Here is a 23,429-nt window from a genome sequence, read left to right as displayed (position 1 = left end):
CGGGCGCTCAGCCCTGTCCGGCGCGGGCGGCGGCCTGCTTGACGCTCACCTTGAGCCCATCGCGCAGATTCTGGCGGCCGCCGGTGACGATGCGGTCCCCGGGCTTGAGGCCCTCGGCCACCAGCCAGCGGTTGCCGACCGCGCGCACGGTGGTGAACTGGCGCTGGTGCACCACGCCGTCCGCGCCGACCACCCAGGCCTGGGCCTCGCCGCGCGGGGTGCGATCCACCGCCGCCTGCGGCACCAGCAGCGCCTGCTGGCGCACGCCCTGGCCGACCAGCGCGCGCACATACATGCCCGGCAGCAGCGTGCCGTCCGGGTTGGGGAAGCGCGCGCGCAAGGTGATGCTGCCGGTGGCCTGGTCCACGTCGATGTCGGCGAATTCCAGCGTGCCCGGCACGGCGTAGTCGCTGCCGTCGGCCAGCTTCAGCCGCACCGGCGTGGCCGCCGGCTGCACGCCGCCGGCGGCGACCGCGCGGCGCAGCGCCAGGTAGTCGGTGCTGGACTGGTTGATGTCCACGTTCATCGGGTCCAGCTTCTGGATGCGCGCCAGCGGATCGGCCTGGCCGGAGGTCACCAGCGCGCCGGGCGTGAACAAGGCGCGGCCCACTCGCCCGGTGATCGGCGCGGTAACCGTGGCGAAGCGCAGCCGGGTGCGCGCGGTGTCCAGCGCCGCGCGGCTGGCTTCGGCGTTGGCCGCGGCCTGCTTGTAGGCGGCGTCAGCATCGTCCACCTCCTGCTGGGCGATCAGCTGGCTCTTGCCCAGCACCTGGTAGCGCTGGGCCTGCAGCCTGGCGCTGGCCAGCGCCGCCTCGGCCGTGGCCAGGTTGGCGCGGGCCTCGTTGCTGGCGGCCTGGTAGAGCGTGGGTTCGATCTGGAACAGCGGCTGCCCGGCCTTGACCGTCTCGCCTTCGGTGAACAGTCGCTTGAGCAGCACGCCCTCCACCTGCGGGCGCACCTCGGATTCTTCCGAGGCCACCGTGCGGCCGGCCAGTTCGGTCTCCAGCGCCAGCGTCTCGGGCTGCAGCGTCAGCACCGAGACCACGGGGGCGGACTTCGACGCGGGCGCCGGTGGGGCGCTGCACGCGGACAGGGCCAGCACGATGGCGAACAGCGGTGCGGCCCAATCGAACGGACGAGGGGACGGAACGGTCACAAGGATCGGGGAGGTCATGCGCGGCAGGGCGAGGTGGGAGAGGCGCGCGGGCTCCCTGCCCGATGCGCTTGGGCCATCCTACTAGAAGGCCCGGCCTTCGCCATGACCTGCCGGCAAGGCGATGCGCATTTCGGTCTGTCCCGTTCTCGAGTCGTTGCCTGGCGGACGCACGCTTCGGCGGCAAGGCGCGGCGCGCTAGGGAACGCCGCCCGGGTGCAGGAAGGCCCCGAGGTCGCGCGCCGGAATGCACGGGCTGATCCGGGTGTCGGAATGACGATTGCGTCAGCGCGGACCTGCAGTCGGACGCACAGCGCACTTCTACTTGCGAAGCGATGCCGTCCCTCGCGACAGCTTGCAGCGACCTGCTGCCGCTGCGGGCTGCGAGGCCCAGCACCATCGCCCACAGGCGGTATCCCGGATTCGGCGGTCGGGACAGGCGATGTCGGACTCAGTAAACGTCGCGGCGATAGCGGCCGGCGGCCAGCAGCTGGTCCAGGCCGTCCTCGCCCAGGATGCCGCGCAGGGCCTCGTCCACGCCGGCGGCCATGCCGTGCAGCGCGCCGCATACATAGAGCGTGGCCCCGCGCGCGACGCAGGCCTGCACTTCCTCGGCGTGCGCGGCCAGCAGGTGCTGCACGTAGCGACGTTCGGCCTGGTCGCGCGAGAACGCCAGATCCACGCGCGCCAGGTGGCCGCCGCGCTGCCAGGCATCCAGCGCCTGTTCGAAGACATGGTCGTGGGCGCGGGTGCGTTCGCCGAACACCAGCCAGTGGCCGTGCGAGCCGGCCGCCGCGGCCTCGTGCAGCAGGCTGCGCAGGCCGGCGATGCCGGTGCCGTTGCCGATCAGCAGCATGGGGCCGTCGACGCGGTGGAAGCCGGGGTTGCGGCGCACGCGCGCCTGCACCGCGGCGCCTTCCGGCGCGTGCACGCACAGCCAGCCCGAGCCCGACCCATGGCGGCCATCGGGCCGCGTGGCCAGGCGCACGACCAACTCGGCGGCGCCGTCGGAGGGGATCGACGCCAGCGAGTACTCGCGATGCGGCAGCGGCGGCAGGCCGTCGATCCACGCCTGCGCGTCGTGCACCGGGGCCAGCGGCAGGTCCAGCTGCGGCAGGTCGCGCGCGGCGGCGGCGCTCGCCAGCGCCTGCGTCCGGCCATCGACCGTCACCGGCGTGGCGGCGTCCAGGCCGACATGCGCCAGCACGGCCGCGACGTGGTCGGCGCCATGCCACGGCGCGATCTCCAGGATGTCGCCGGCCTGCCAGGACGCGTCGGCCGGGGGCTGCAGGCGCACATGCCACATCGCCGCCGCGGCGCTGCCGGGATTGAGCCGCGTGCGGTCCAGCAGGCGCCAGGCCTGGAACGGCACGTCTTCCACCAGGGGCGCATCGGCGGCCACGCCGGTGAGTTCGGCCAGCTGTCGCTGCCAGTGTTCCAGCGCCTGGCTGTCGTTGCGGTCCACCTCGACGCTGGGGAACAGCGCCCGCGCGCCCTGCGCATGCAGCCAGTGTTCGACCCGGCGCGAGAAGCCGCAGAAGCGCGCGTACTGGCGATCGCCCAACGCCAGCACCGCATAGCCCAGCTCGGGCAGGGCGTGGACGCGGTCGAGCATGCGCCGCTCGAACGGACGCGCGGTATCCGGCGCTTCGCCGTCGCCGAAGGTGCTGATCACGAACAGCGCCCGCCGGGTCCGGGCCAGGCGCGCGGCATCCAGACGCGCGATCGGTTCGACCTGCACCGGCAGGCCGGCCGCCTGCAGCTGGCCGGCGGCGCGCCAGGCGAGCTGTTCGGCGAAGCCGCTCTGACTGGCGAAGGACACCAGCCACGGCTCGCCGTCGGCCTGCAGCAAGGGCAGGCGCGATGCGCGCGCGGCGCGCTTCCTTCGGCGCCGATCCAGGTACAGCATCCAGCCGGTGACGAAGAACAGGCTCATGCACAGGGCCGAGACCATCACGATGATCCGCCCCGGCAAGCCGAAGAAGCTGCCCGAATGCAGCGCGAACACGCTGGTCAGCACCTTGCGGCCCGCCGGCAGCGCGGCATAGGGGCTGCGCTCCAGCACCGCGCCGGTGGCCGGGTCGAGCAGATAGGTGTCGTAGGCGCGGTCGTGCGCGGCGCCTTCCAGCCTGACCCGTGCGGTGAGCGGGCGATCGCCCTTGGGCGCGAAGCGCAGGTCGAGGTAGCCCCCCGCGCGCAGGGCGGGGACCGCCGCGTCGAGGCTGGCCTGCACCCGGGCCAGGTCGAGCCGGCCGAAGCCGGCCGCGCCACGCGCGTCCTCGCGTTCGGCACCGCCCAGCAGCCTGCTGACCCCATCGCGGTACCAGTCGTAGGACCACCACAGCCCGGTCAGCGCGATCAGCACATACACCACCAGCAACCAGGTGCCGATCACCGAATGCAGGCTCCACAGGAAGCTGCGGCCGCTGCGTTTCCACTCCACGGCCAGCCAGGTGCGTGGACTGCGCCACTGCCGGGGCCAGCGCAGATACAGGCCGGACAGGCAGAAGAACAGCAGCATGAGCACGCAGGCGCCGGTGATCGCCTTGCCGGTCTCGCCGGCCGCCAGCCGCCGATGCAGGTCCTCGGCGAAGTCGAAGAAGCGCGCGCCGCGCGGCGCGTCGATCACCTGCCCGGTGTAGGGGTCGAAGTACAGCGACGTGCCGCCACGGCCATCGAAGCGCACCTCGGACGGATGCGTGCCGGTGGTGTCCACGCGCAGGCGCTGGATCGGCCCGCGCCGGCCCTGCGACAGGCGCTCGACCAGCGTGGTCAGGGGCAGCGCCTGCTCGCCGGCGGCATGATGGCGCGCGACCTGGGCCAGCGGCGGGTTCATGGCCCGCAGCAGCTCGTCCTGGAAGGACAGGCTGGCGCCGGTGAGCCCCATCAGGGCCAGCACCGTGCCGGCGGTGATGCCCAAAAACCAGTGGGTCTGGAACAGGAGGTTCTTGAGCACGTGGGGATTCCTGCGCGCCGATCGCCGAAAGGGGAGAGTTAGAAGCGCAGGCCGAGATTGAACATCGCGGTGCGGTCGTCGCCCATCGCCACGGCCGCGGCCAGGCCGCCGCTGTAGTAATGGGTGTCGAAGATGTTCTTCAGGCTGAAGGCCGCGTGCCAGTGCGGCGCGTCATAGGCCACGCCCGCATCGGCGACCACATAGCCGGGTAACGTGTAGCTGTAGGCGAAGCGGTCGCTTTCCCCGCGCATGCCGCCGTTGACCGACCAGCGCGACCATGCGCCGGGCAGCTGGTAGCGCGCGAATGCCGTGGCGCTGTGGCGGGGCACGTTGTTGAGGCGGTTGCCGACCGTCGACACCGCCTGGCCGCCGTCGTCGGTGATCACCGCGTCGGTGTAGGCGTAGCCGGCGTTGAGGCTCAGGCCATGGCCCAGATCCGCGGCGATGCCGAGTTCGGCGCCCCGCGTGCGCTGCTCGCCGATGGCGATGCTGAAACCGTCGTTGAGCGGATCGCCCTGCAGCACGTGCTGCCGACGCAGGTCGAACAGCGCCGTGGTCAACGTCGCACGGCCCTGCGCCAGGTCGATCTTCAGGCCCGCTTCCCATTGCCGGCCTTCCTCGGGCTCGAACCCGCGGCCGTCCACGTCGGTGCCGGTGTTGGGATAGAACGAGGTGGCGTAGCTCAGGTAGGGCCGCACGGCGGGCGTGAGGTCGTACATCACCGCCAGCGCACCGGTGGTGGCGTCGGCCGGATCGCGTTCGACGCGGCCATTGGCGCGGTTGGTGGTCCGGGTGGTGGTGAAATCCCGGCGCAGGCCGGCACTGACCAGCCAGCGCTCGCCCAGGTGCAGCTGATCGCGCGCATACAGGCCCAGCATCTCGACCCGTGTGCGGGTGTTGGTGCGGGGCGTGGCAGGGCAGCGGATCGGGCTGCCGTAGACCGGCGCGTACACGTTCAGCGCGGCGACGGTGCAGGTATAGGACAGCACATCCTCGCGCGTATCCAGGTAATCCATGCCGAAGGTCAGGTCGTGGCGCAATGCGCCGGTGGCGACCTGCTTCCACGCATGCGTATCCACCGACAGGGTATGGCCATCGTAGGCCTGGTCCTGCGCGCCGCGGCGCAGGGTGCGCTGGTCGGCGTTCATCGCCGTATTGCTGACCAACTGGCCGGTGACCCCGAAGTCCTGCACGCGCAGATTCTGGTTGAGCGTCCAGCCGTTGCCGAAGCGGTGGCTGAAGGCGTAGCCGATGCGCGACTGGCGCGCGCGGTAGGGATCCTGTCCCGGCTCGCCGGTGAAGGTGTCGCGCGCGATCGGCCCATTGCGGCTGGGCAGGATCGACCCCACCAGCGGCAGGCCCTGCTGGCGCAGGTATTGGCGCGTCTGGTAGCTGGCCAGCAGGGTCAGGTCGGTGTCCGGGCCCAGATCCAGCGACAGCGCCGGCGCGATGTGGCGTGCCCGGAACCAGACGTGGTCGGTGGCGTCGTCGCTGTTCATGGCCAGGCCGTTGAGGCGCAGCGCGGCCTTGCCGTCGGCCGACAGCGGCGTGTTGAGATCGAACGTGCCCTGCACCAAGCCATGGCTGCCGATCGTGGTGTCGATATGGTCGAAACGCTCGGCTTGCGGACGCTTGCTGACCATGTTCACCAGTCCGCCCGGCAGCACCAGCCCGTACATCAGCGAGGCCGGACCCTTGAGCACCTCGACCTGTTCGTAGCCGAACAACTGCTCGGCCACGCGACTGGACGCGGCGGTGCGCAAGCCATCGACGAACAGCGAATCGGAGGCGACCTGACCGCGGATGATCAGGTCGTCCCAGCCGCGTCGGCCGAAGGTGTTGCTGACCACGCCGGGGACGTTGTGCAGGGCGTCGGCCAGGCTTTGCGCCTGCTGCGCATCGAGCAGGTCGCGCGTGACCACGCTGACCGATTGCGGCGACGCGCCGGGCGCCAATCCGGACTTGCCGACCTGAGCAGGCCCGCGGCTACGGAAGCCGCTCGTCGCCGTGCCGGTGACGCGCACGGTATCCAGTTCCCTGGCTTGGGGCGCGGCGTCGGCCGCGGTGGTTTCGTCGCCGGGCTGGGCATGCAGGGCGAACGGCGCGCAGCTCAACAGGCACGCGCACAGGGAAGTGGAGCGGGGCAGAAGCATCGAGGGGATTCTTGAGAACGCGAATTGTTCTCAACAATGATAGGTGGCCCGCGGTACTGCTGCAATGCAGCGGCGTCTCGTCGCGGCCCGCCTGACAGGCCACGTGTAGATCTCCTGGAGAAAAGACCCGCTGCGCAACGCGCCGGAAGGCATCTCTTGAGGCCTCAGCGCGGGCGCAGGCAGCCGCGCGACGTCCGGAAAACGACGATCGCTCAGGTATGCGCCGGGCGCGGCCCGTCCGCATCCTCGTCGTCGTGCTCGTCCTTGGCCGGCGGCGCCGGCTCGGGCATCAGCGCCAGCAGACGATCAGCCAGCGCCTTGTAGACCGGCTTGCGGCATACCAGCGCCGAGGCGCCGCGGGCGAGCAGGGCGGTGGCCAGGATCGGCAGCATCATGTCGCTGTTGTCGGTCAGCTCCAGGCAGATGATCGACGAGGTCAGCGGCGCCTGGGTCACGCCGGTCAGGTAGGCGCACATGCCCAGCAGCACCATCGAGGACGGGTCCACGCCCGGCAGCAGCAGCGCCAGGTTGTGGCCAATCCCCGCGCCCACGGCCAGCGCCGGCGAGAACAGGCCGCCGGGGATGCCCGCCACGTAGGACACCAGGTTGGCGGCGAACTTCATCAGCCCGAACTCGTGCCCGACCACCGCATGGTCCTGCACCAGGCTGCGCGCCTGCTCGTAGCCGGTGCCGAACGCGCCGGCGCCGAAGACGATGCCCAGCAGCGCCAGCACCAGGCCGCAGCCGCCGGCGAACAGCACCGGGTTGGCCGCGCGCATCCGGCCCAGCCAGCGCGGCCGCCCGTCCATCGCCGCCAGGATCATGCGGCTGAAGACCCCACCCAGCAGACCGGCCACGGCCCCGCACAGCAGCACCGCCAGCCAGCCCAGCCCCAGCGGCAGGGCCGCCTGCACCGTGCCGAAATAGGTGTAGGCGCCCAGCAGCCCCAGGGAGACCACACCGCCGACGATCACCGCCGTCAGCAGCGTGCCGGAGAAGGTGTGCTCGAAGCGGCCCGACAGCTCCTCGATCGCGAACACCACGCCGGCCAGCGGCGTATTGAACGCCGCCGCGATGCCGGCCGCGCCGCCGGCCAGCAGGAAGTGCGTGGCATCGCGCGGATCCTTGAAGCCCAGCGCCCGCCCGATCACATACATCAGGCTGGCACCCACGTGCACCGTCGGCCCCTCGCGGCCGACCGAGGCCCCGCCGAACAGCGCCAGCACGGTCAGCGCCAGCTTGCCGGCCGAGACCCCCAGCGACAGGTTGCGCCTGCGGAACTCGCGGTCGGGCAGCTGCAGCGCGGCGATCACCTGCGGGATGCCGGAGCCGCGGGTCGGCTTGAGCGCCCCGTTGGTGAGCCAGGCCAGCGCGGCGAACACCGTCGGCGTCAGCAGCAGCGCCCACCACACCGAGTGGTGGATGACCCGCGAGAACAGCCCGAAGGCCGCATCGGCCGCCCGGGCGAAGATCAGGGCCACCACCGCCACCGCGACGGCACCGCCCCACAAGGCCACGCGCCGCATCCAGCGCTCCCGCGACCACAGCGGCGCCAGCGCGCCGCCCGCTTTGAATGGCTCGAACATGTGACCCAGTGTCGCATGCGGCGGCGCGACAGCCCAAGGCTTGCACGCGCGGACAGGCATAATGCGCAGCCGGCAAGCCCTGCCTTTGATCCCTTTCGACACGAACCCATGACCGAAAAGAACACGCTGAACCTGGACGCCATCGCCCAAGCCAAGGCCAAGCTGGCCGAAGAACTGCGCAAGCTCGAGGCGCAGGAAGTCGAGCTGCGCCAGCAGGAGGCCACGGACGCGTTTTCCAACGTGATCAAGCTGCTGCAGACCTACGGCAGCCACTTCAACGCCAAGCAGAAGGCCGAGATCGCCGCCCTGACCGGCGCCAGCGAGCCGCGCGCCAGGAAGTCCGCCGGCTCCAGCACCCGCGGTACCACCGTGGCGCCCAAGTACTGGCTGCCGCATACCGGCGAGACCTGGACCGGCCGCGGCCGCACGCCCAAGGCCTTTGCCGCCTGGGAAGGCACCGCCGCCTACAACGAGTGGAAGGCGCGCCACCCGAAGGACAAGTTCCCGGCCTATCCGGGCTGAACCGCCCAGGCGGACGCCGCCATCGCTGCAACCCGACGCCCGCGCCCGCCGCGGGCGTCGCGTTTTGGGCGGCGGCGAGGGCAGGGACGGGGCGGGGCAGTGCCGAGGGCGTGCGCTACCATGCCGCGCCCCGCAATCCGACCTTGAAGACGAACGCGCCATGACCGCCACGCGCCTTGAACTGACCCGCCCCGACGACTGGCACCTGCACCTGCGCGACGGGCAGGCCCTGGCCTCGGTGGTGGGGCATACCGCGCAGCGCTTCGCGCGCGCCATCGTCATGCCCAACCTCAAGCCGCCGGTGGCCACCGTGGCCCAGGCCGAAAGCTATCGCGAGCGCATCCTGGCCTGCCTGCCGGCCGGGTCCGGTTTCCAGCCGCTGATGACCCTGTACCTGACCGAGGACACCGCGCCGGAGGAGATCGCCCGGGCCAAGGCCAGCGAGCACGTGTTCGCGGTCAAGTACTACCCGGCCGGCGCGACCACCAACTCGCAGTCCGGCGTGCGCGACCTGGCGCGCGTGAACGCGGTGCTGGAGGCGATGGAGAAGCACGAGCTGCCGCTGCTGCTGCACGGCGAGGTGACCGACCCGGCCGTGGACATCTTCGACCGCGAACGCGTGTTCATCGAGCGCCACCTGCTGCCGCTGCAGGCCCGCTTCCCCGGCCTGCGCATGGTGCTCGAGCACATCACCACCAAGGACGCGGTGGACTTCGTCACCGGCGCCCCGGCCAACGTCGGCGCCACCATCACCGCCCACCACCTGCTGCTCAACCGCAACGCCCTGTTCGAAGGCGGCATCCGCCCGCACAACTACTGCGCCCCCATCCTCAAGCGCGAGACCCACCGCCAGGCCCTGCTGCAGGCCGCCACCAGCGGCGATGCGCACTTCTTCCTCGGCACCGACAGCGCCCCGCACCCCCGCGGCGCCAAGGAAACCGCCTGCGGCTGCGCCGGCCTCTACACCGCCCACGCCGCCATCGAGCTGTATGCCGAAGCCTTCGACCAGGCCGGCAAGCTGGACCAGCTGGAAGCCTTCGCCAGCTTCCACGGCCCGGATTTCTACCGACTGCCGCGCAACCAGGAGCGGATCGTGCTGGAGCGCAAGGCCTGGACGGTGCCCGAGACCTATCCGCTGGCCGATTCGGTGGTGGTGCCGATGCGGGCGGGGGAGGGTGTCGCGTGGTCGCTGGCTTAGCGATAGCTGGCTCGGTGATCTTCAGGAAGCAAAAATGTTCTTCAGAGTGACAGGCACTCCCAGCTCCCTTGCATGCTTGGGGAATCAATTCAACGATTAGGAAGATTTATCGCGGGTAAGGAACGGGATGGCATTTTGTTACGAGGAAGTTGAACATTCAATGTGTACCGATTCGATATTGGCTGGGGCTTCTAGTTCATGGCGCGGCGAGTGCGCCATGTGAAGCATCGAATTCACCGTTGTCACTGCTATCCGGCCGCAAAGCGTATGAAACGAAGTTGAGAAACGAAACGGCCTTGAGGCTGTTTGCCTCGCTGTCGTAATCAAGACTTTCGCCATGTAAGACGGCGTGACGGTTTAGGCCGCCGCCTCGTGCGGCTCGCCGTCCGCCGCTTTCGGTCATCGGCGTTTCCCTCAGCAGTGGCTCAAGGTAAGCATGTTCCAATGTGTCCGGGTCGATGCGCTTGGCGTACTTGCGCAGGCCGCCATTGGCGAACAATTGATAGCCGGTGCAATCAAAGCAGATGCCGTCTGCCTGGGCGAACAGTAGTGGAATCGAACTGGCGTAATCGCCGGTGCGATGTGACGCCAACGCGCTGCGAATGAACCGTTCCCGCTTCGGGTGGTGCCTGGTCAATTCCTGCTCAATGCGGTCCAGTGCGTCGCAAAAGTATCCAGCCAGTTCCAGATGGACCTCATCGGGCGAGCCTTCGGCGAGTTCTTCCCTGAAATAGGTCAGGTCCGTGTACGGCATTTCGGGATCGAGGTACCACCCCGCCTCAGCCAGCGCGACCAGGTTGTCGCGCACCCGTTCGGGCAGGCGCTGGAGAGCTTCGCCAATCTCAGTCAGGCTGGGCAGCCGCGCCTGCAGGTTGGCGAACACGCTTCCGACCGTACTGGCGACGCGCTGCACGGCATCGAAGTTGGCCTGCCGTACCACCTCGCCGATCTGATCCATGCCGGTCATCTGAGCTTGACGTATGGTCTCTGAAAGGGCGCTGCCGATCAGGCTCGTGTTCCATCTCGGCTGCATCAAATCAGGCATTTGGGCACGTTGCGCGTCTACGTCTTGCGTGACGACCGACAGTGGCCGAGCGGCCTGCATGGCTTCCAGCCAAGGGATAGAAGTGCGGAGCGTCGACAGCGGCGCGAGACTGGCGGCGATCGTCTGGAACTGTCTGGCCACGGTGCTGCCGGTCACCTTGTTGATCGAAGGTTCGAGCGCTTGCTGGATTTGACGGACAGCGCTGAATTGCTGGCGACGAATGGTTTCGTGAACCAAGCCTGCCACCGTTTGTTGCCGCGCCTTGGCCCGGTCAACGATACATCTGGGCAGAGCATCATCGTTCTCAGTCCCCGAGTTACTTGTTTCATCGGCGCGGCTCTCTGTTCGCTGCAAAGCAATCTAGACATAAGGAATTTGTCAGCGCGGTGATCGCAAGAGCACGGCAGTTAGAAGAGCAGGCGGCGCAGGTCCAGCTGCGTGGTTGACGATGGCGGACATCGACTTCCCTATCTTGGAAGGAGTCAGGTGGATTTGTTCGGGAGGAGCCACAGCTGTGTCGGAAGCTCGATAACATCCTCGTCAACCAAGCCATGGGCACCGCGCCGCATGGCCCCTGCCTGGGTTCGGACAATCAGGTGCCGCTCCTGCATCAAGGCGAACACGGCCTCCTGTAGCTGTTGACGGCGTGCGGGCGTCTCGTTGGCCGTGAGCTGCACCAGGTCGCCGAAACGAAGCGGGGTATGCATCTGCTCGACACGCTTGGGAATGTCCTCGCGAAGCGCGTCCAGCGTGACGCGACTGGCGTTCTCGTCGAAACGGTTGTCGAAGGCCAACTGCCCGTTGTTGCCGATGAACCCAAGCATATTGAAGCCCGGGCCGCCGGGATGGTGCAGGTTGTTATTCTCCCAATGGATCCGTTTCATTTCCTCGTTTGCCCGCAAGTGCTGGGCGAGGTGCATCAGCCAATAGCCGCGCCGGCTTGACCGCGGCACGATATAGAACGGTGTGCAGTAGGTCGCGCCGGAGATGCTCCGGATCTGTTCTGTCATGATCGACTGGATAGCCCGCCGCCAAGTGAGGTCGCCGTCGCCATCGGTCCCCCCATTCTTGATCGCCAGCAACTGCTCGGCGGTCAGGACACCACCCAGGCCAGTGCGCTGCAAGGCCGGGTTGAGCTTGTCGACCATCTCCTCAGACAGAAAGTTAACCAAATTGTCGATCATCCAGGTCAGAAACACCTCGGCGAACGGCAACGCGGCGAAGATCGTCCTCACGGTCTCCAGGTTGACGCGGCTCCAGCCGTACTGGTCGAGGATGAAGACGCTGCGCCCATTCTTCTTCTGCCGGGCCTGAATATCCTTGAGCAGGTCCGGCAGCTTCTTATGGAAGTCGCTGTGGTGGACCTCGACCGTCGTGTTCCCGGCATGTGCGTCCGCGCTGTCGGCGATAACCCGATCCAGAAACGTTTTTGTGGCGGCGTGTTTTTCGATTAAATGAACATGCGCATGGATCGCGTACGGCTTGCGGATATTGCGCTGCTGCCGATCGAGAGCGACCAGCGCACGGGCTTCCTTAAGCGCCTCGAGCAGAACGAGGGGGGAGCCGCCTACGGTGCTGCCGGCTGGTGTCTGGTATTGGCCGCCGCCGGCGAATCCGTCCACCAGCGTGACACGAATACCTTCGCTGTTCGGGTTCTGGGCGAGGATGCGCAGGTAGTTAACGAGGTAGGCGCGCAGGACCTCATGCTTGGCGAGGCTGTGGTCTTCAATGGTGGGCAGCGGGCCATCCAGCGTCCATGCATATCCCCCTTTCGCCATGAATCAAGGTCCCCTGTTATCCCGATATATCCAGGGTAGCAGGCATTTCGTTCCAGGTGCGGCCGTTGAGTAGGCGGCCATTCTTTGACTTGGCACGGCGCTGGCCGTCGGCGCCCCAGCCCCCCCATTGCTTGAAGAAGAACGCAACTTTTTGCCGCTTGCACTGCAGCCGTACCGCCTCGGCCCACTCCGGCGCCATCGGTCGCGCCTTCGGCCCCGACTCGCCCCCCACGATCACCCAGTGAATATCGGTCAGATCGAGCGGCCCCACGTCTTCCAGCAATGGTTCCACCGACAGGAAGCGGATCCGTGCCTGGATGCCGCGCAGGTGATCGATCCGTGGCACGCCGTGGCGTCGGTTTTCGACCGACACCCCCAGCCAGACGTTGTTAGGAACGGTGCGTGTCTTGAAGAAGCGAGCCATGCGCGCAGCGCGCTTGGTTAGGACCTGATAGGAATGCTGCGGCGTCCGGGCCATGACATCGACGATCTGCTCAATGTACGTGTCGGGGACCTTTTCGTGGAACAGATCCGACATCGAGTTAACGAAGTAGATCGTCGGCTTTTTACGGCGCAAGGGCTCCTCGAGCCGGTGCGGGAGCAGGGTGAGTGCAAACCCGTTCTCATAGCCAGGCGTGCCCATGGCGCGTAGCCGCCGTGCCAACGTCTCGGCGTAGCAGTGCTTGCAGCCGGCCGAAATCTTGGTGCACCCGGTGACCGGGTTCCACGTCTGTTCGGTCCATTCGATTTTCGACGTCGTTGCCATGGAAGCATCCCTGAGTGCTTACGGTGTCCGCTGCGCGTCGCCGCGGTTGAGACCGCGCGCAAGTGTATGCGCTCGGCGGAGTGAATGACTGCCGCAACTGCTACCGTTCTGCGTCATGGCCGATCCTCCAACAAACGCGCCGCCGGATTGTCGGCAACGCCACCGGCCTGGAAATACCCCATGACGCTCGACACCGACCGGTGCTCGGTCAGCTGTATGATCGCCGGCAGCGCGACCCCTTGGCGGCTGGCCTCGGTCACGAACCCCGACCGCAGGCTGTGCCCGCCAAAATTCCCTTCCAGCCCAGCCAAGCGTGCCCAACGCTGCACGATCTCCCCGACCGCGGCCGGGGACAGGGTAGGGCCGACGCGCTGCTTCCAGAGCCGCCGGAAGATGCCCCCCTCGGTGATGCCTGCCGCCTCCAGCCAATCCTGCAGGGCGCAGGCATCGGCAGCAAACCACAAGGCGGAGCTGGCTACCGCCCAGACCTCCGAACTTCAGCGTTTGACAGTTCGGCTTGAGGAGCAGCTCAAGGAAGTCGGCCCGCAGCGCGATGCGGCCATTGCCAAGGCGGCGGATGGCGAAACCACCCGGCACACCCTGGAGGCGCGGATTCAGTCGTTGCAGGACGCTGCTCAAGCCGAGCGCGAGTCATTTGGCCTGCATGTCCGTGCGGTCGAGGATCGAGCCCTCAGTGAGATCGACCGAGCGCGGCAGGAGACTAAAGAGGCACAGGGCCGACTGCTGGAGGCTTCCCGCCAAGCGGCGGCTGCTGAGAAATCGCTGCGGGAGCAAATTCACCAGGCCAACTTGAAGACCCTAGAAGCGTCACGAGATTCCGCGGCGCAGCGGGCTCGTGCGGACGCGCTCGGGGGCCAGCTGGGAGCATCGGGAGATCTGCCCGCGGCACTTGAGGCGGCAATCCGCCGATCCGAGGCTCGGCCCAAGCCCCGGAAATCGCATAGTCGAGCCAAAGTTGCGGTCTCGAAGGCGGAACCAAAGAGGCAGCCGAGCTCGCCAGGATCACGCGGGCGTCGTACGAACTACGCAATCATTGGCAACTGTAGGTTCCAAGTTGTTGATCGAAATAGAAACGGCTGTAGGGGAATGACACAGTCACGGCCCACGTCATGGGTGAGGATCAGACGACAGAGTTTAGGGACTACCGACAGATATGATGCGGTGACCAGCCAGCAAAGCTTTTACATAATATACATTATGCGAAGTTAGATCTGGCGGGATCCCAGGCTGGCGGTCTGGTCCTGCCTGGCTCCCCGCCAAGCTGCCGCCTCACTTTGGAGGCGGTCCTCCACGTCCCCGCTATGCTCCAGGTCTTCGACCAGGGACAGGCCAATGAATGATCGCTACCAGCCCGCGCGTGGGCCGCACGATGGATTGTGGTGGCAGATCGCGCTTGGCGTCTTCGTCGGCCAGCTGATGAGTGCGGCTGTGGCGGGCATCGCGTTCCTCCTTCTGGCGGGCTTTGCGGCCAGTCAGGCCGAAGATGCGGCGAAGCAGCTCAGCCGTCAGCTGCAGCAGGCCACGCGCCAGGCGCAGTCTGCGGTGCCGCCCACGCCGAGCTACGCGCCGGCGCCGACCAGGACCAGGCGTCCGCTGTCGGACGATGAGCGCTGTATGGGCGGCCGCCGGCTCAAGCGACTGCCGAATGGCTGGCAGGACCTGCCCCATGAGCCTTGCTGAGGCCGCCGGTTTTGCGGACCAGGCGGCCCCTTCCGCCACCTAAGCCTCAAACCTCCCCGGCGCGAGCGCATCGATCATGTAGTCGATGAAGCAGGTGATGCGCGAGGCGAGCGTGGTGTTGCGGTAGTAGACGGCGTTGATCGATTGGCGCACGTCGAGGGTGGCCTTGGGCAGCAGCTGGACCAGGTCGCCGCGCTGGCGGTCGGCCGCGGTCATGAAGTCGGACAGGCAGGCGATGCCCTCGCCTGCGAGCGCCAGTTGGCGCAGGATCTCGCCGCTGGAGGAGGCCAGGTCGGGGCGGATCTGCAGCGGCTGGCCCTCGGCGTCGCGCAGCGGCCATCGGTTCAGCGACTCCGGCTGGGTGAAGCCGAGCAGCGAGTGCGCCTTCAGGTCCGAAACGCGCCTGGGCGTTCCGGCGCGCGCCAGATAGGCCGGGCTCGCCAGCAGGCGCAGCCGGCTGGTGGCGACCGGGCGCGCATGCAGGGTCGAGTCCTTCAATGGCCCTATGCGGAACGCCACGTCGGTGCGCTTTTCCAGCAGGTCGGTGATGCCCTCGTTGCTGGCCAGCTCCAGCTCCACCTTGGGGAACCGCGCGCGGAAGCCCGCCACCCGCGGCACGATGACGTGCAGCATGAAGGGCGTCGCCGCATCCACGCGCAGGCGGCCCACGGGCTGCTGCCGCCGGACGGCCATCTGTTCCTCGGCCGCCTCGACCGAATCCAGGATGGCACGGGCGCGGGCCAGGAACGCGGCGCCCTCCTCGGTCAGCTCCAGTCGCCGTGTGGTCCGGCGCAGCAGCGTGGTGTCCAGCTTGGTCTCCAGCCGGGCCAGGGTGCGGCTGATCCCGGACACGGTCTGCTCCAGGTGCTCGGCCGCGGCGGTGATCGAGCCGGCGTCCACCACGGCGACGAAGGCCTGCAGTTCGTCCAGGGTGATCTTCATTGTTGATGCCGGATCAAAAGTGTCTGACCTATTAGGGCGTTTTTCCGCGAATGTAAAGCCCCCAGACTGCACGCCATCGCTTCCTTCCGTGAAGCGCCCTGACGTGAGTCCACCATGCCGCTCGCCCTCCTCGCCCTGACCCTGGCGGCCTTCGCCATCGGTACGACCGAGTTCGTCATCGTCGGCCTGATCCCGACCATCGCGACAGATCTAGGGGTCACCCTGCCCTCCGCCGGCCTGCTGGTCAGCCTGTATGCGCTGGGGGTCGCCATCGGCGCGCCCATCCTCACGGCCATCACTGGCCGGGTGCCGCGCAAGCCGCTGCTGGTCGGGCTGATGGCCTTGTTCACCGTAGGCAACCTGTTGGCCTGGCTGGCGCCGGGCTACGCGACCCTGATCCTCGCCCGCCTGCTGACCGGGCTGGCGCATGGCGTGTTCTTCTCGGTCGGCTCCATCGTCGCCACCAGTCTGGTGCCGCGCGAGAAGGCGGCCAGCGCCATCGCTACCATGTTCAGCGGCATGACCGTGGCCTTCGTCACCGGCATCCCGCTGGGCACGTTCATCGGTGAGCACTTCGGCTGGCGCACCACGTTCCTGGCGGTGGCGGCCTTCGGCCTGGTGGCGATGATCGGCGCGCAGTCGCTGGTGCCGCGAAACATCGCGCATGCCGCGCCGGCTCCGCTGCGCCGCCAGCTGCGCGTGCTGCTGCAGCCGCGCCTGCTGCTGGTCTACGCGATGACCGCGGTCGGCTATGGCGGCTCGCTGATCGCCTTCACCTTCCTCGCGCCCATCCTCGAAGACATTTCGGGCTTCCGGCCGCAGATGGTGAGCCTGGTGCTGCTGGCCTATGGCGTGTCGGTGGCCATCGGCAACGTCTGGGGCGGTCGCCTGGCCGATCGCCGCGGGCCGGTCGGTGCGCTGAAAGTCATCTTCGGCCTGCTGGCGCTGGTGCTGTTGGTGCTGACCTTCACCGCCTCCTCGCCGTGGCTGGTCGTGCTGACGGTGCTCGCCTGGGGCGCGGTGGCCTTCGGCAATGTGCCCGCCCTGCAGGTCTATGTGGTGAGGCAGGCCGAACAGGTGGCGCCCGATGCGACCGATGTCGCTGCCGGTTTCAACATCTCGGCCTTCAACCTGGGCGTGGCCGGCGGCTCCTGGGCCGGTGCGCAGGTGGTCGCGCATCTGGGGCTCGCCCATACGCCCTGGATCGCCGCGCTGGTGACGCTGGGCGCGCTGGGCCTGACCGTCCTCTCGGGCCGGTTGGATCGCCGCAACGCCGCGTCCCTGTCCCACACCGCCTGATCTCCCCTCGCCTTCCTCTCAACGCAATCGGAGCTTTTCCCCATGAGCATTCCTTCCTTCGGCGTCGGCACTTTCCGGCTGACTGGCCAGACCGTCATCGATTCGGTGCGCAACGCGCTGGAGCTGGGCTATCGCCACATCGACACCGCGCAGATCTACGGCAACGAGGCCGAGGTCGGTCAGGCCATCGCCGAGAGCGGCGTCGCGCGCGATGCGCTGTTCCTGACCACCAAGATCTGGGTCGATCACTACGCCCGGGACAAGCTGATCCCCAGCCTGCGCCAGAGCCTGGACAGGCTGCGCACCGACCGCGTGGACCTGACCCTGATCCACTGGCCGGCGCCCGGCAACGGCGTGGCGCTCGCCGAGTTCATGACGGCATTGGCCGAGGCCAAGGCGCTGGGCCTGACCCGCCAGATCGGCGTGTCCAACTTCAATATCGCCCTGACCCGCGAGGCCATCGCGGCGGTGGGCGAAGGCGAGATCGCCACCAACCAGATCGAGCTGAGCCCCTACCTGCAGAACCGCAAGCTGACCGCCTTCCTGCAGGAGCAAGGCATCGCGGTCACCTCGTACATGACCCTGGCCTACGGCAAGGTGCTCAAGGACCCGGTACTGATGCGGATCGCGGACAAGCACCAGGCCACCGTGGCGCAGGTCGCGCTGGCGTGGGCCCTGCAGCTGGGCTACGCGGTGATCCCTTCTTCGACCCGGCGCGAGAACCTGGCCAGCAACCTGCTCGCGCGCGACCTGCGGCTGGATGCGGACGACATGGCGCAGATCGCCACGCTCGAGCGCAATGGCCGCGAGGTCGATCCCGCCGGCTTGGCGCCGGCCTGGGACTGACGCGCTGCCGCGCATGCCTAGCGCCGGCCTGATGGTCGCGGGCTTCCGCACCCGGCTTGGCCGAGTCCTTCCTTCCCAACTTTTCCAAACGGCCGGCCGGCGCTCGCCTGCCCGCCGAGGAGACCCATGATGTCCAACACCCAAGATCCTCTCTTCCAGCCCTATGTCCTGGGCGAGCTCGAATTGCCCAACCGCATCGTGATGCCGCCGATGACGCGCTCGCGCGCCAGCCAGCCGGGCGATGTGCCGAACGCGCTGATGGCCGCCTACTACGCCCAGCGCGCCAGCGCCGGTCTGATCGTCAGCGAAGGCACCTGGATCGCGCCGCTGGGCAAGGGCTATGCCTGGACGCCCGGCATCCACAGTCCCGCGCAGGTGGAAGGCTGGCGCCAGGTGACCGAAGCCGTGCACGCCGCCGGCGGGCGGATCTTCGCCCAGCTCTGGCACGTCGGCCGGCTCAGCCATACCAGCCTGCTCGACGGGCGATCGCCGGTGTCGTCCTCGGCCATCCAGGCCGAAGGCGTCAACGTGTTCGTGGCCGAGCGCGACGGGAAGCCCGGCTTCGTCCAGGCCTCGATGCCGCGTGCGCTGGCCACCGAGGAAATCCCCGGCATCGTCGACGAGTTCCGCCAGGCGGCGCGCCATGCGATGGCCGCCGGCTTCGACGGCGTCGAGCTGCACGCGGCCAACGGCTACCTGGTCAACCAGTTCATCGACTCCAACGCCAACGACCGCACCGATGCCTACGGCGGCTCGCTGGAGAACCGGCTGCGCTTCCTGGAAGAAGTGGCCACGGCGCTGGTCGAAGGCACCGGGGACAGGCGCCGCGTCGGCATCCGCCTGGCCCCGCTGACCACGCTCAACGGCTGCTCGGACGCGCAGCCGCAGGTCACCTACCTGGCCGCGGCCAAGCGGCTGGGCAAGATCGGCGTGGCCTACCTCCATATCGCCGAGGCCGACTGGGACGATGCGCCGCATATGCCGCTCGAGTTCAAGCAGCAGCTGCGCGCGGCCTTCCCCGGTGCGCTCATCTACGCGGGCAAGTACACCGCCGAGCGTGCGCGCGCCGCGCTGGAGGAAGGTTGGCCCGACCTGATCGGCTTCGGTCGGCCCTTCGTGGCCAACCCAGATCTTCCCGAGCGTCTGCGCGCCGGTGCGCCGCTCAGTGCGCACGATCCGGACACGCTGTTCGGCGGCGGGGCGCATGGCCTGACCGACTACCCTGCCCTGTCCGCATCCGTGGCTGGCGGCGGCTAGAAGACGGGTCATCGGCGTTGCGTGCACGCCTCGCGCGGAACTGTCTACGATGCCGTCCCCCTTCCAGGAAAGACGGCCTTGGCGATCTATCTCATCCGGCATGGCGAGACCGAATGGTCGCGGTCCGGCCGCCACACCGGCAGCACCGATCTCCCGCTGACCGAACACGGCGCGCAGATGGCAAGCGCGCTTGCGCCGCTGCTGGCCGGTGTGCGCTTCGCCAGCGTGCTGGTCAGCCCGCGCCAGCGCGCCCAGGACACCTGCCGGCTCGCTGGTCTGGGGCGCGATGCGCGGATCGAGCCGGATCTGGCGGAATGGGACTACGGCGACTACGAAGGCCTGCGCTCGACCGAGATCCAGGCCGCGCGACCCGACTGGGACATCTGGCGCGATGGCTGCCCCGGCGGCGAATCGCCGGCGGCCGTGTCCGCGCGCGCCGACCGGCTGGTCGCGCGTCTGCGTGCGCTGCCGGGCGATGTGGCGGTCTTCAGTCACGGCCACTTCGGGCGTGTGCTGACCGCGCGTTGGCTGCAGCGGCCGGTCGACCTGGGCCAGCATCTGATCCTGGATCCGGCCACGCTGTGCGTGCTCGATCTGGACGCCCGCCACGCGAACGTGCCGGTGATCCTGCGCTGGAACGTGTCCGCTCCGGCGCTCTAGTCGCTTTCGCGAGATCTGTCGCGAGGGCTCTGGTGCAGCGGGGTCGTCCAGGCAAGCGCGCGAGCGGGTTCGCGCAGCACATGCCAGGCCCGGCAATGCCCTGTGCGATTTCCTTCGCGTGATGCTTGCGGAAGGCCCGGGGCGTCATTAGAATGCCGGGCTCCCAAGACACCGGGGCCATAGCTCAGCTGGGAGAGCGCCTGCATGGCATGCAGGAGGTCGGCGGTTCGATCCCGCCTGGCTCCACCACGTTTCAATCGCAGTCGTTAGGCCCGTCTGCGAAGCATCACAGGTTTCACCGCGTCCCCATCGTCTAGAGGCCTAGGACATTACCCTTTCACGGTAGCGACCGGGGTTCGAATCCCCGTGGGGACGCCAAGTTGTACGAAGAGCGCAGCGTTGTCCGGCTGCGCTTTTTCTTGAAGTTCGGGGCCATAGCTCAGCTGGGAGAGCGCCTGCATGGCATGCAGGAGGTCGGCGGTTCGATCCCGCCTGGCTCCACCACTTCATCGCCGCATCCAAGACGCGCGGGTCGGAAGACCGACCCGTTCGCGTCAGATGTTCCAGACGCGTCCCCATCGTCTAGAGGCCTAGGACATTACCCTTTCACGGTAGCGACCGGGGTTCGAATCCCCGTGGGGACGCCAGGTTTACGAGAAGCGCAGCGCTCACCCGCTGCGCTTTTTTGTTTGCCGAGGTTTTGGCGTAAGCCTGCCTATGCGTTGAGCGGATCGAAGAGCTCACTTCGAACGGATCGAAGCGCTCACTTCACCAACCAGCCTCGACCCGGCCGGGCGTGGCTCCCCGGCTCGGTCCGCCATCCCTGGCGGATTCGCCGCCGCGGGCCATCCTAAGGCCCGCTTTCCGCACGCCCGACCGGGTCGAGGCGCTGCGGCGAACGGATCAGGACTTCTTCCAACTCGAAGGCATCGAGCAAATGCTCTGCCCCCTCCCTTTCGCCGCAGGCGAAGGGGAGGGCCGGGGTGGGGTGCTTTTGCTTTTGCTTTGGTGGCTCTACCGGGAAAGCCCCGACCCCTCCCCATCCCTCCCCTGCGCTGTGCGCAAGGGAGGGGGCCTCAAGTCGATGATTTCCCGTCGCTGATCGCGTTTTGCGCGAGGAAAGGTTTAGAACACCCCCGCGAACCGAAGCCTTGCGACCTGACGCTTGCGGCAGCGGGCCGGCGGGCGGTGGCCGCGACGAGCGAGGCAGGAAGCCGAGCGCCCGAGTCGGGGCAGGATGCCCCGACCGAGGGAAGAGCGGACGCCGCCCGCCGGCCCGCTGCCCCTCCGAAGCCATGGTGCCCACAGTCGAAGCCGTAACCGCCGCAGTCGAAGCCATAGCGCTCCTCGCAAAAGCGCGGGATGCAAGCAAGCTCAATATGCAAGTCGCGAGCGCACGAGGTCGGCAAGCATTAGCCCCACATGAAGACGAACACGCTTCAATCTTCATGCCCACGCCACCCCGGTTTCATCAAAATAAACAGGCGCAACGCCGTGCTTGCGATGTCGCCCCGCGTTCCGCCTGCCGATCCCTAGGAGTCTCGATGTCGAAGCCAGCCAGTGCCCTGTTCGCCCGCCATGAAACCGCTTTCGCCAGCTGGATCCGGCGCAACGGCTATGCGCCCGCGGAGGCTGTCGAGTACTTCTTGAACGACTCGCCCTACTTCAAGGGCGAGACCGAGCATCTGGATGCACAGCAACGTGCGGAGCTGGTGGAGCAGACCCGCGTGTTCCTGAGCAAGCTCAGCACCGAGAACCACTTCGCCATGCAGTTCCCCACGGTGTATCTGTGCACCGACAAGCAGGGGCGCCGGCTGCGCTACACCATCACCATGACCATCGGCGAAGACAAGGCCGAGTGGATCGGCCGCGTGTGGGCGGGCAGCGAGTATCTGGGCGAAGTGGCCGGCAGCGGCAGCGGCCCGAAGGCCAACTACCTGGCCCTGGCGCGCATGCATGTGGAGTCGCAGATCGACTGCGCCGACGCGATCGTCAAGCGTCCCCTGCCCGACTTCTGGTAAGCGCCCGCCTCAGGCGAGCGCGGACGCCTCGGCATCGACCGCGTCGACGCGGCGCAGCGTGGCCACGCCGTGGCCGCGTTCGGACAGATACTCCAGCCACTTGCCCAGGAAGGTGTTCATGCGCATGCGGTGGCTGATCAGCTCGGCCGGCGGCGGGAACAGCCCGATCACGTCCTGCCAGCGGCGCCCCACGTAGCAGTGCGTAGCCTCGGCCTGGCGCGCATCGCGGTACACCCGCACGAACGCCGAAGGATCCGGCTCGCCGGTCTGCGGATCGATCAGGCCGTAGGTCAGGCGCAGCTCGACCGTGTAGCGGTGGGTCTCGATCACGTCCACACGCAGATCCAGGCCATCGCCGATGCTGGACACGTACTGGCCCGGCGCCAGGTCGATCGGGGCGAACAGCCGCGCCAACCGGCCGTAGTTTTCCGCGTACAGCCCCATCAGCCAGCCGAAGCGGCCCAGCTTGGGGAGGTGCGCGGCGCGGGAGAGCGTCAATGCCATGGGGGGATCCTACACGCTGGCAGGCGCATGCGGCAGCATTGACGCCCGGTGGGTTGTGCACCTAACGTGGAGGTCCGCCCGCGCTTTTCCAACCGCCGGGCCGGCACCGTTTCCAGCGCCGTAAAGCCGGGCAGATGCCAGCGGCTTCAGAGCATTTCGCGCTGTAGGCCCAGGGTGGACATCACCTTGCTGGCGATTTCCTCGATCGAAGTGTGCGTGGTGCTCAGCGTGGGCAGCCGCTCGGTGCGGAACATGTCCTCCGCCGCGGCGACCTCGCGTTTGCAGGTCTCGAACTTGGCGTAGCTCGAGTTGGGCCGGCGCTCCTGGCGGATCTGGCACAGCCTGTCCGGGTCGATGGTGAGGCCGAAGAGCTTCTTGCGATACGGGCGCAGCCTGGCGGGCAGCCGGTCGGTTTCCAGATCCTGGTCGGTGAGCGGGTAATTTGCCGCCTTAACCCCGTAATGCAGCGCCAGATAGACGCAGGTGGGGGTCTTGCCGGCGCGCGACACCGCGACCAGGATCAGGTCGGCCTCGTCGTAGTTGATCGCCACGCCATCGTCGTGGGTCAGCGCGAAGTTCATCGCGTTGATGCGGCGGTGATAGGCCTCGAAATTGACGATGCCGTGCGCCTGGCCCACGCGCGACTGGCGCACCGCGCCCAGCTCGCGCTCCATCGGATCGATGAAGGGCGCGAAGACATCGAGCATCAGCGCACCGCTGGAGGCCAGCGCCTGGGCGATGGAAGGATCGACGATCGAGTGGATCACGATCGGGCGCGCATCGTGGCGCAGGCCCGCTTCGCGGATGCGTTCGATCGCATCGCTGGCTTTTTCCGGATCGTCGACGAACGGAATCCGGTCGGTGATGAAGGAGAAACCGGAGAACTGCGTGAGCAGGCTATGCCCAATGGTTTCAACGGTGATACCGGTTCCATCCGAGACATAGAACACCGGCCGGACACTCGACATTGCCTTCATCCTGTCTGTTGAAACTGAAAACCCCGCCAATTCAAGCTTGTGATGCTTGTTTTGGCACTGCATCA

At 67.8% G+C, this 23,429-nt stretch carries 18 protein-coding genes, 4 tRNA genes and 1 pseudogene; 12 read left to right on the top strand and 11 right to left on the bottom strand.

Annotation, left to right across the window (positions count from 1 at the left end; genetic code table 11):
* Positions 1–7: 7 nt before the first annotated feature.
* The 4 genes from ACFJIT_RS07125 to ACFJIT_RS07110 form a co-directional block, all read right to left on the bottom strand.
* Entirely contained in the window at positions 8–1,174 is a 1,167-nt protein-coding gene (locus ACFJIT_RS07125) for an efflux RND transporter periplasmic adaptor subunit (RefSeq protein WP_379655417.1), read from the bottom strand.
* A 430-nt stretch (positions 1,175–1,604) separates the two neighbouring features.
* Complete coding sequence (locus tag ACFJIT_RS07120) at positions 1,605–4,109, bottom strand: PepSY domain-containing protein (RefSeq protein WP_379655416.1); 2,505 nt, start codon at positions 4,107–4,109, stop codon at positions 1,605–1,607.
* A gap of 38 nt (positions 4,110–4,147) precedes the next feature.
* Positions 4,148–6,262 (bottom strand): TonB-dependent siderophore receptor, encoded by a 2,115-nt coding sequence (locus ACFJIT_RS07115; protein WP_379655415.1) that lies wholly within the window; start codon positions 6,260–6,262, stop codon positions 4,148–4,150.
* Positions 6,263–6,474: 212 nt separating this feature from the next.
* Positions 6,475–7,848: a chloride channel protein gene (locus ACFJIT_RS07110; protein ID WP_379655414.1), complete on the bottom strand. Its 1,374-nt coding sequence runs from the start codon at positions 7,846–7,848 to the stop codon at positions 6,475–6,477.
* A 108-nt stretch (positions 7,849–7,956) separates the two neighbouring features.
* Here ACFJIT_RS07110 and ACFJIT_RS07105 point away from each other — a divergent pair, with 108 nt between their 5' ends.
* A complete protein-coding gene (locus ACFJIT_RS07105) occupies positions 7,957–8,370 on the top strand; it encodes an H-NS family nucleoid-associated regulatory protein (protein ID WP_130522525.1) in 414 nt (137 codons plus the stop codon).
* Between the two features lie 160 nt (positions 8,371–8,530).
* Entirely contained in the window at positions 8,531–9,568 is a 1,038-nt protein-coding gene (gene pyrC / locus ACFJIT_RS07100; protein WP_379655413.1) for a dihydroorotase, read from the top strand.
* 196 nt (positions 9,569–9,764) lie between these two features.
* Here pyrC and ACFJIT_RS07095 read toward each other — a convergent pair whose 3' ends face one another.
* The 4 genes and pseudogenes from ACFJIT_RS07095 to ACFJIT_RS07080 all read right to left on the bottom strand — a co-directional run.
* Entirely contained in the window at positions 9,765–10,850 is a 1,086-nt protein-coding gene (locus ACFJIT_RS07095) for a hypothetical protein (RefSeq protein WP_379655412.1), read from the bottom strand.
* Positions 10,851–11,095: 245 nt separating this feature from the next.
* Entirely contained in the window at positions 11,096–12,391 is a 1,296-nt protein-coding gene (locus ACFJIT_RS07090) for a three-Cys-motif partner protein TcmP (protein ID WP_379655411.1), read from the bottom strand.
* 16 nt (positions 12,392–12,407) lie between these two features.
* Entirely contained in the window at positions 12,408–13,157 is a 750-nt protein-coding gene (locus ACFJIT_RS07085; protein WP_379655410.1) for a DUF5131 family protein, read from the bottom strand.
* Positions 13,158–13,270: 113 nt separating this feature from the next.
* Positions 13,271–13,603, bottom strand: a pseudogene (locus ACFJIT_RS07080) (tyrosine-type recombinase/integrase); the annotation flags it as partial.
* A 907-nt stretch (positions 13,604–14,510) separates the two neighbouring features.
* Between ACFJIT_RS07080 and ACFJIT_RS07075 the strand changes: the two are divergent.
* Positions 14,511–14,858, top strand: coding sequence for a chloride channel protein (locus ACFJIT_RS07075; RefSeq protein WP_379655409.1), 348 nt, complete (start codon positions 14,511–14,513; stop codon positions 14,856–14,858).
* A 39-nt stretch (positions 14,859–14,897) separates the two neighbouring features.
* Here ACFJIT_RS07075 and ACFJIT_RS07070 read toward each other — a convergent pair whose 3' ends face one another.
* Positions 14,898–15,800, bottom strand: a complete 903-nt coding sequence (locus ACFJIT_RS07070) for a LysR substrate-binding domain-containing protein (RefSeq protein WP_379655408.1) — start codon at positions 15,798–15,800, stop codon at positions 14,898–14,900.
* Positions 15,801–15,914: 114 nt separating this feature from the next.
* Between ACFJIT_RS07070 and ACFJIT_RS07065 the strand changes: the two genes are divergently transcribed.
* The 9 genes from ACFJIT_RS07065 (at position 15,915) to ACFJIT_RS07025 (ending at position 21,883) form a co-directional block, all read left to right on the top strand.
* Complete coding sequence (locus ACFJIT_RS07065) at positions 15,915–17,099, top strand: MFS transporter (RefSeq protein WP_379655407.1); 1,185 nt, start codon at positions 15,915–15,917, stop codon at positions 17,097–17,099.
* 42 nt (positions 17,100–17,141) lie between these two features.
* Positions 17,142–17,945 carry a 2,5-didehydrogluconate reductase DkgB gene (dkgB, locus tag ACFJIT_RS07060; protein WP_379655406.1) on the top strand — a complete coding sequence of 268 codons (804 nt, stop codon included), beginning with the start codon at positions 17,142–17,144 and terminating at the stop codon, positions 17,943–17,945.
* A gap of 129 nt (positions 17,946–18,074) precedes the next feature.
* A complete protein-coding gene (locus ACFJIT_RS07055) occupies positions 18,075–19,202 on the top strand; it encodes an alkene reductase (protein ID WP_379655405.1) in 1,128 nt (375 codons plus the stop codon).
* Between the two features lie 78 nt (positions 19,203–19,280).
* Positions 19,281–19,862 carry a histidine phosphatase family protein gene (locus ACFJIT_RS07050; protein ID WP_379655404.1) on the top strand — a complete coding sequence of 194 codons (582 nt, stop codon included), beginning with the start codon at positions 19,281–19,283 and terminating at the stop codon, positions 19,860–19,862.
* 173 nt (positions 19,863–20,035) lie between these two features.
* Positions 20,036–20,111 (top strand) — tRNA-Ala (locus ACFJIT_RS07045).
* 53 nt (positions 20,112–20,164) lie between these two features.
* Positions 20,165–20,240 (top strand) — tRNA-Glu (locus ACFJIT_RS07040).
* Between the two features lie 50 nt (positions 20,241–20,290).
* A tRNA-Ala gene (locus ACFJIT_RS07035) sits at positions 20,291–20,366 on the top strand.
* A 67-nt stretch (positions 20,367–20,433) separates the two neighbouring features.
* Positions 20,434–20,509, top strand: a tRNA-Glu gene (locus ACFJIT_RS07030).
* Between the two features lie 897 nt (positions 20,510–21,406).
* Positions 21,407–21,883 (top strand): hypothetical protein, encoded by a 477-nt coding sequence (locus ACFJIT_RS07025; RefSeq protein WP_130531442.1) that lies wholly within the window; start codon positions 21,407–21,409, stop codon positions 21,881–21,883.
* Positions 21,884–21,892: 9 nt separating this feature from the next.
* On the opposite strand, the gene ACFJIT_RS07020 is transcribed toward ACFJIT_RS07025, so the two are convergent.
* Positions 21,893–22,387 carry a DUF1249 domain-containing protein gene (locus ACFJIT_RS07020; protein ID WP_130518411.1) on the bottom strand — a complete coding sequence of 165 codons (495 nt, stop codon included), beginning with the start codon at positions 22,385–22,387 and terminating at the stop codon, positions 21,893–21,895.
* A gap of 146 nt (positions 22,388–22,533) precedes the next feature.
* Entirely contained in the window at positions 22,534–23,355 is an 822-nt protein-coding gene (locus ACFJIT_RS07015) for a pyruvate, water dikinase regulatory protein (RefSeq protein ID WP_130518795.1), read from the bottom strand.
* Positions 23,356–23,429 lie beyond the last annotated feature (74 nt).

It is taken from the genome of Pseudoxanthomonas sp. UC19_8 (assembly GCF_042700505.1).
Lineage (GTDB): Bacteria > Pseudomonadota > Gammaproteobacteria > Xanthomonadales > Xanthomonadaceae > Pseudoxanthomonas_A > Pseudoxanthomonas_A winnipegensis.
Note: the sequence above shows the minus strand (reverse complement) of the source record. Positions and strands in the feature narration are given on the sequence as shown.

Bases quoted from the DNA above. Each gene is read 5' to 3' on its own strand.
- ACFJIT_RS07125 (WP_379655417.1), bottom strand. From the start codon at position 1,174: ATGACCTCCCCGATCCTTGTGACCGTTCCGTCCCCTCGTCCGTTCGAT.
- ACFJIT_RS07115 (WP_379655415.1), bottom strand. From the start codon at position 6,262: ATGCTTCTGCCCCGCTCCACTTCCCTGTGCGCGTGCCTGTTGAGCTGC.
- ACFJIT_RS07110 (WP_379655414.1), bottom strand. From the start codon at position 7,848: ATGTTCGAGCCATTCAAAGCGGGCGGCGCGCTGGCGCCGCTGTGGTCG.
- ACFJIT_RS07105 (WP_130522525.1), top strand. From the start codon at position 7,957: ATGACCGAAAAGAACACGCTGAACCTGGACGCCATCGCCCAAGCCAAG.
- pyrC (WP_379655413.1), top strand. From the start codon at position 8,531: ATGACCGCCACGCGCCTTGAACTGACCCGCCCCGACGACTGGCACCTG.
- ACFJIT_RS07090 (WP_379655411.1), bottom strand. From the start codon at position 12,391: ATGGCGAAAGGGGGATATGCATGGACGCTGGATGGCCCGCTGCCCACC.
- ACFJIT_RS07085 (WP_379655410.1), bottom strand. From the start codon at position 13,157: ATGGCAACGACGTCGAAAATCGAATGGACCGAACAGACGTGGAACCCG.
- ACFJIT_RS07075 (WP_379655409.1), top strand. From the start codon at position 14,511: ATGAATGATCGCTACCAGCCCGCGCGTGGGCCGCACGATGGATTGTGG.
- ACFJIT_RS07070 (WP_379655408.1), bottom strand. From the start codon at position 15,800: ATGAAGATCACCCTGGACGAACTGCAGGCCTTCGTCGCCGTGGTGGAC.
- ACFJIT_RS07065 (WP_379655407.1), top strand. From the start codon at position 15,915: ATGCCGCTCGCCCTCCTCGCCCTGACCCTGGCGGCCTTCGCCATCGGT.
- dkgB (WP_379655406.1), top strand. From the start codon at position 17,142: ATGAGCATTCCTTCCTTCGGCGTCGGCACTTTCCGGCTGACTGGCCAG.
- ACFJIT_RS07055 (WP_379655405.1), top strand. From the start codon at position 18,075: ATGTCCAACACCCAAGATCCTCTCTTCCAGCCCTATGTCCTGGGCGAG.
- ACFJIT_RS07025 (WP_130531442.1), top strand. From the start codon at position 21,407: ATGTCGAAGCCAGCCAGTGCCCTGTTCGCCCGCCATGAAACCGCTTTC.
- ACFJIT_RS07020 (WP_130518411.1), bottom strand. From the start codon at position 22,387: ATGGCATTGACGCTCTCCCGCGCCGCGCACCTCCCCAAGCTGGGCCGC.
- ACFJIT_RS07015 (WP_130518795.1), bottom strand. From the start codon at position 23,355: ATGTCGAGTGTCCGGCCGGTGTTCTATGTCTCGGATGGAACCGGTATC.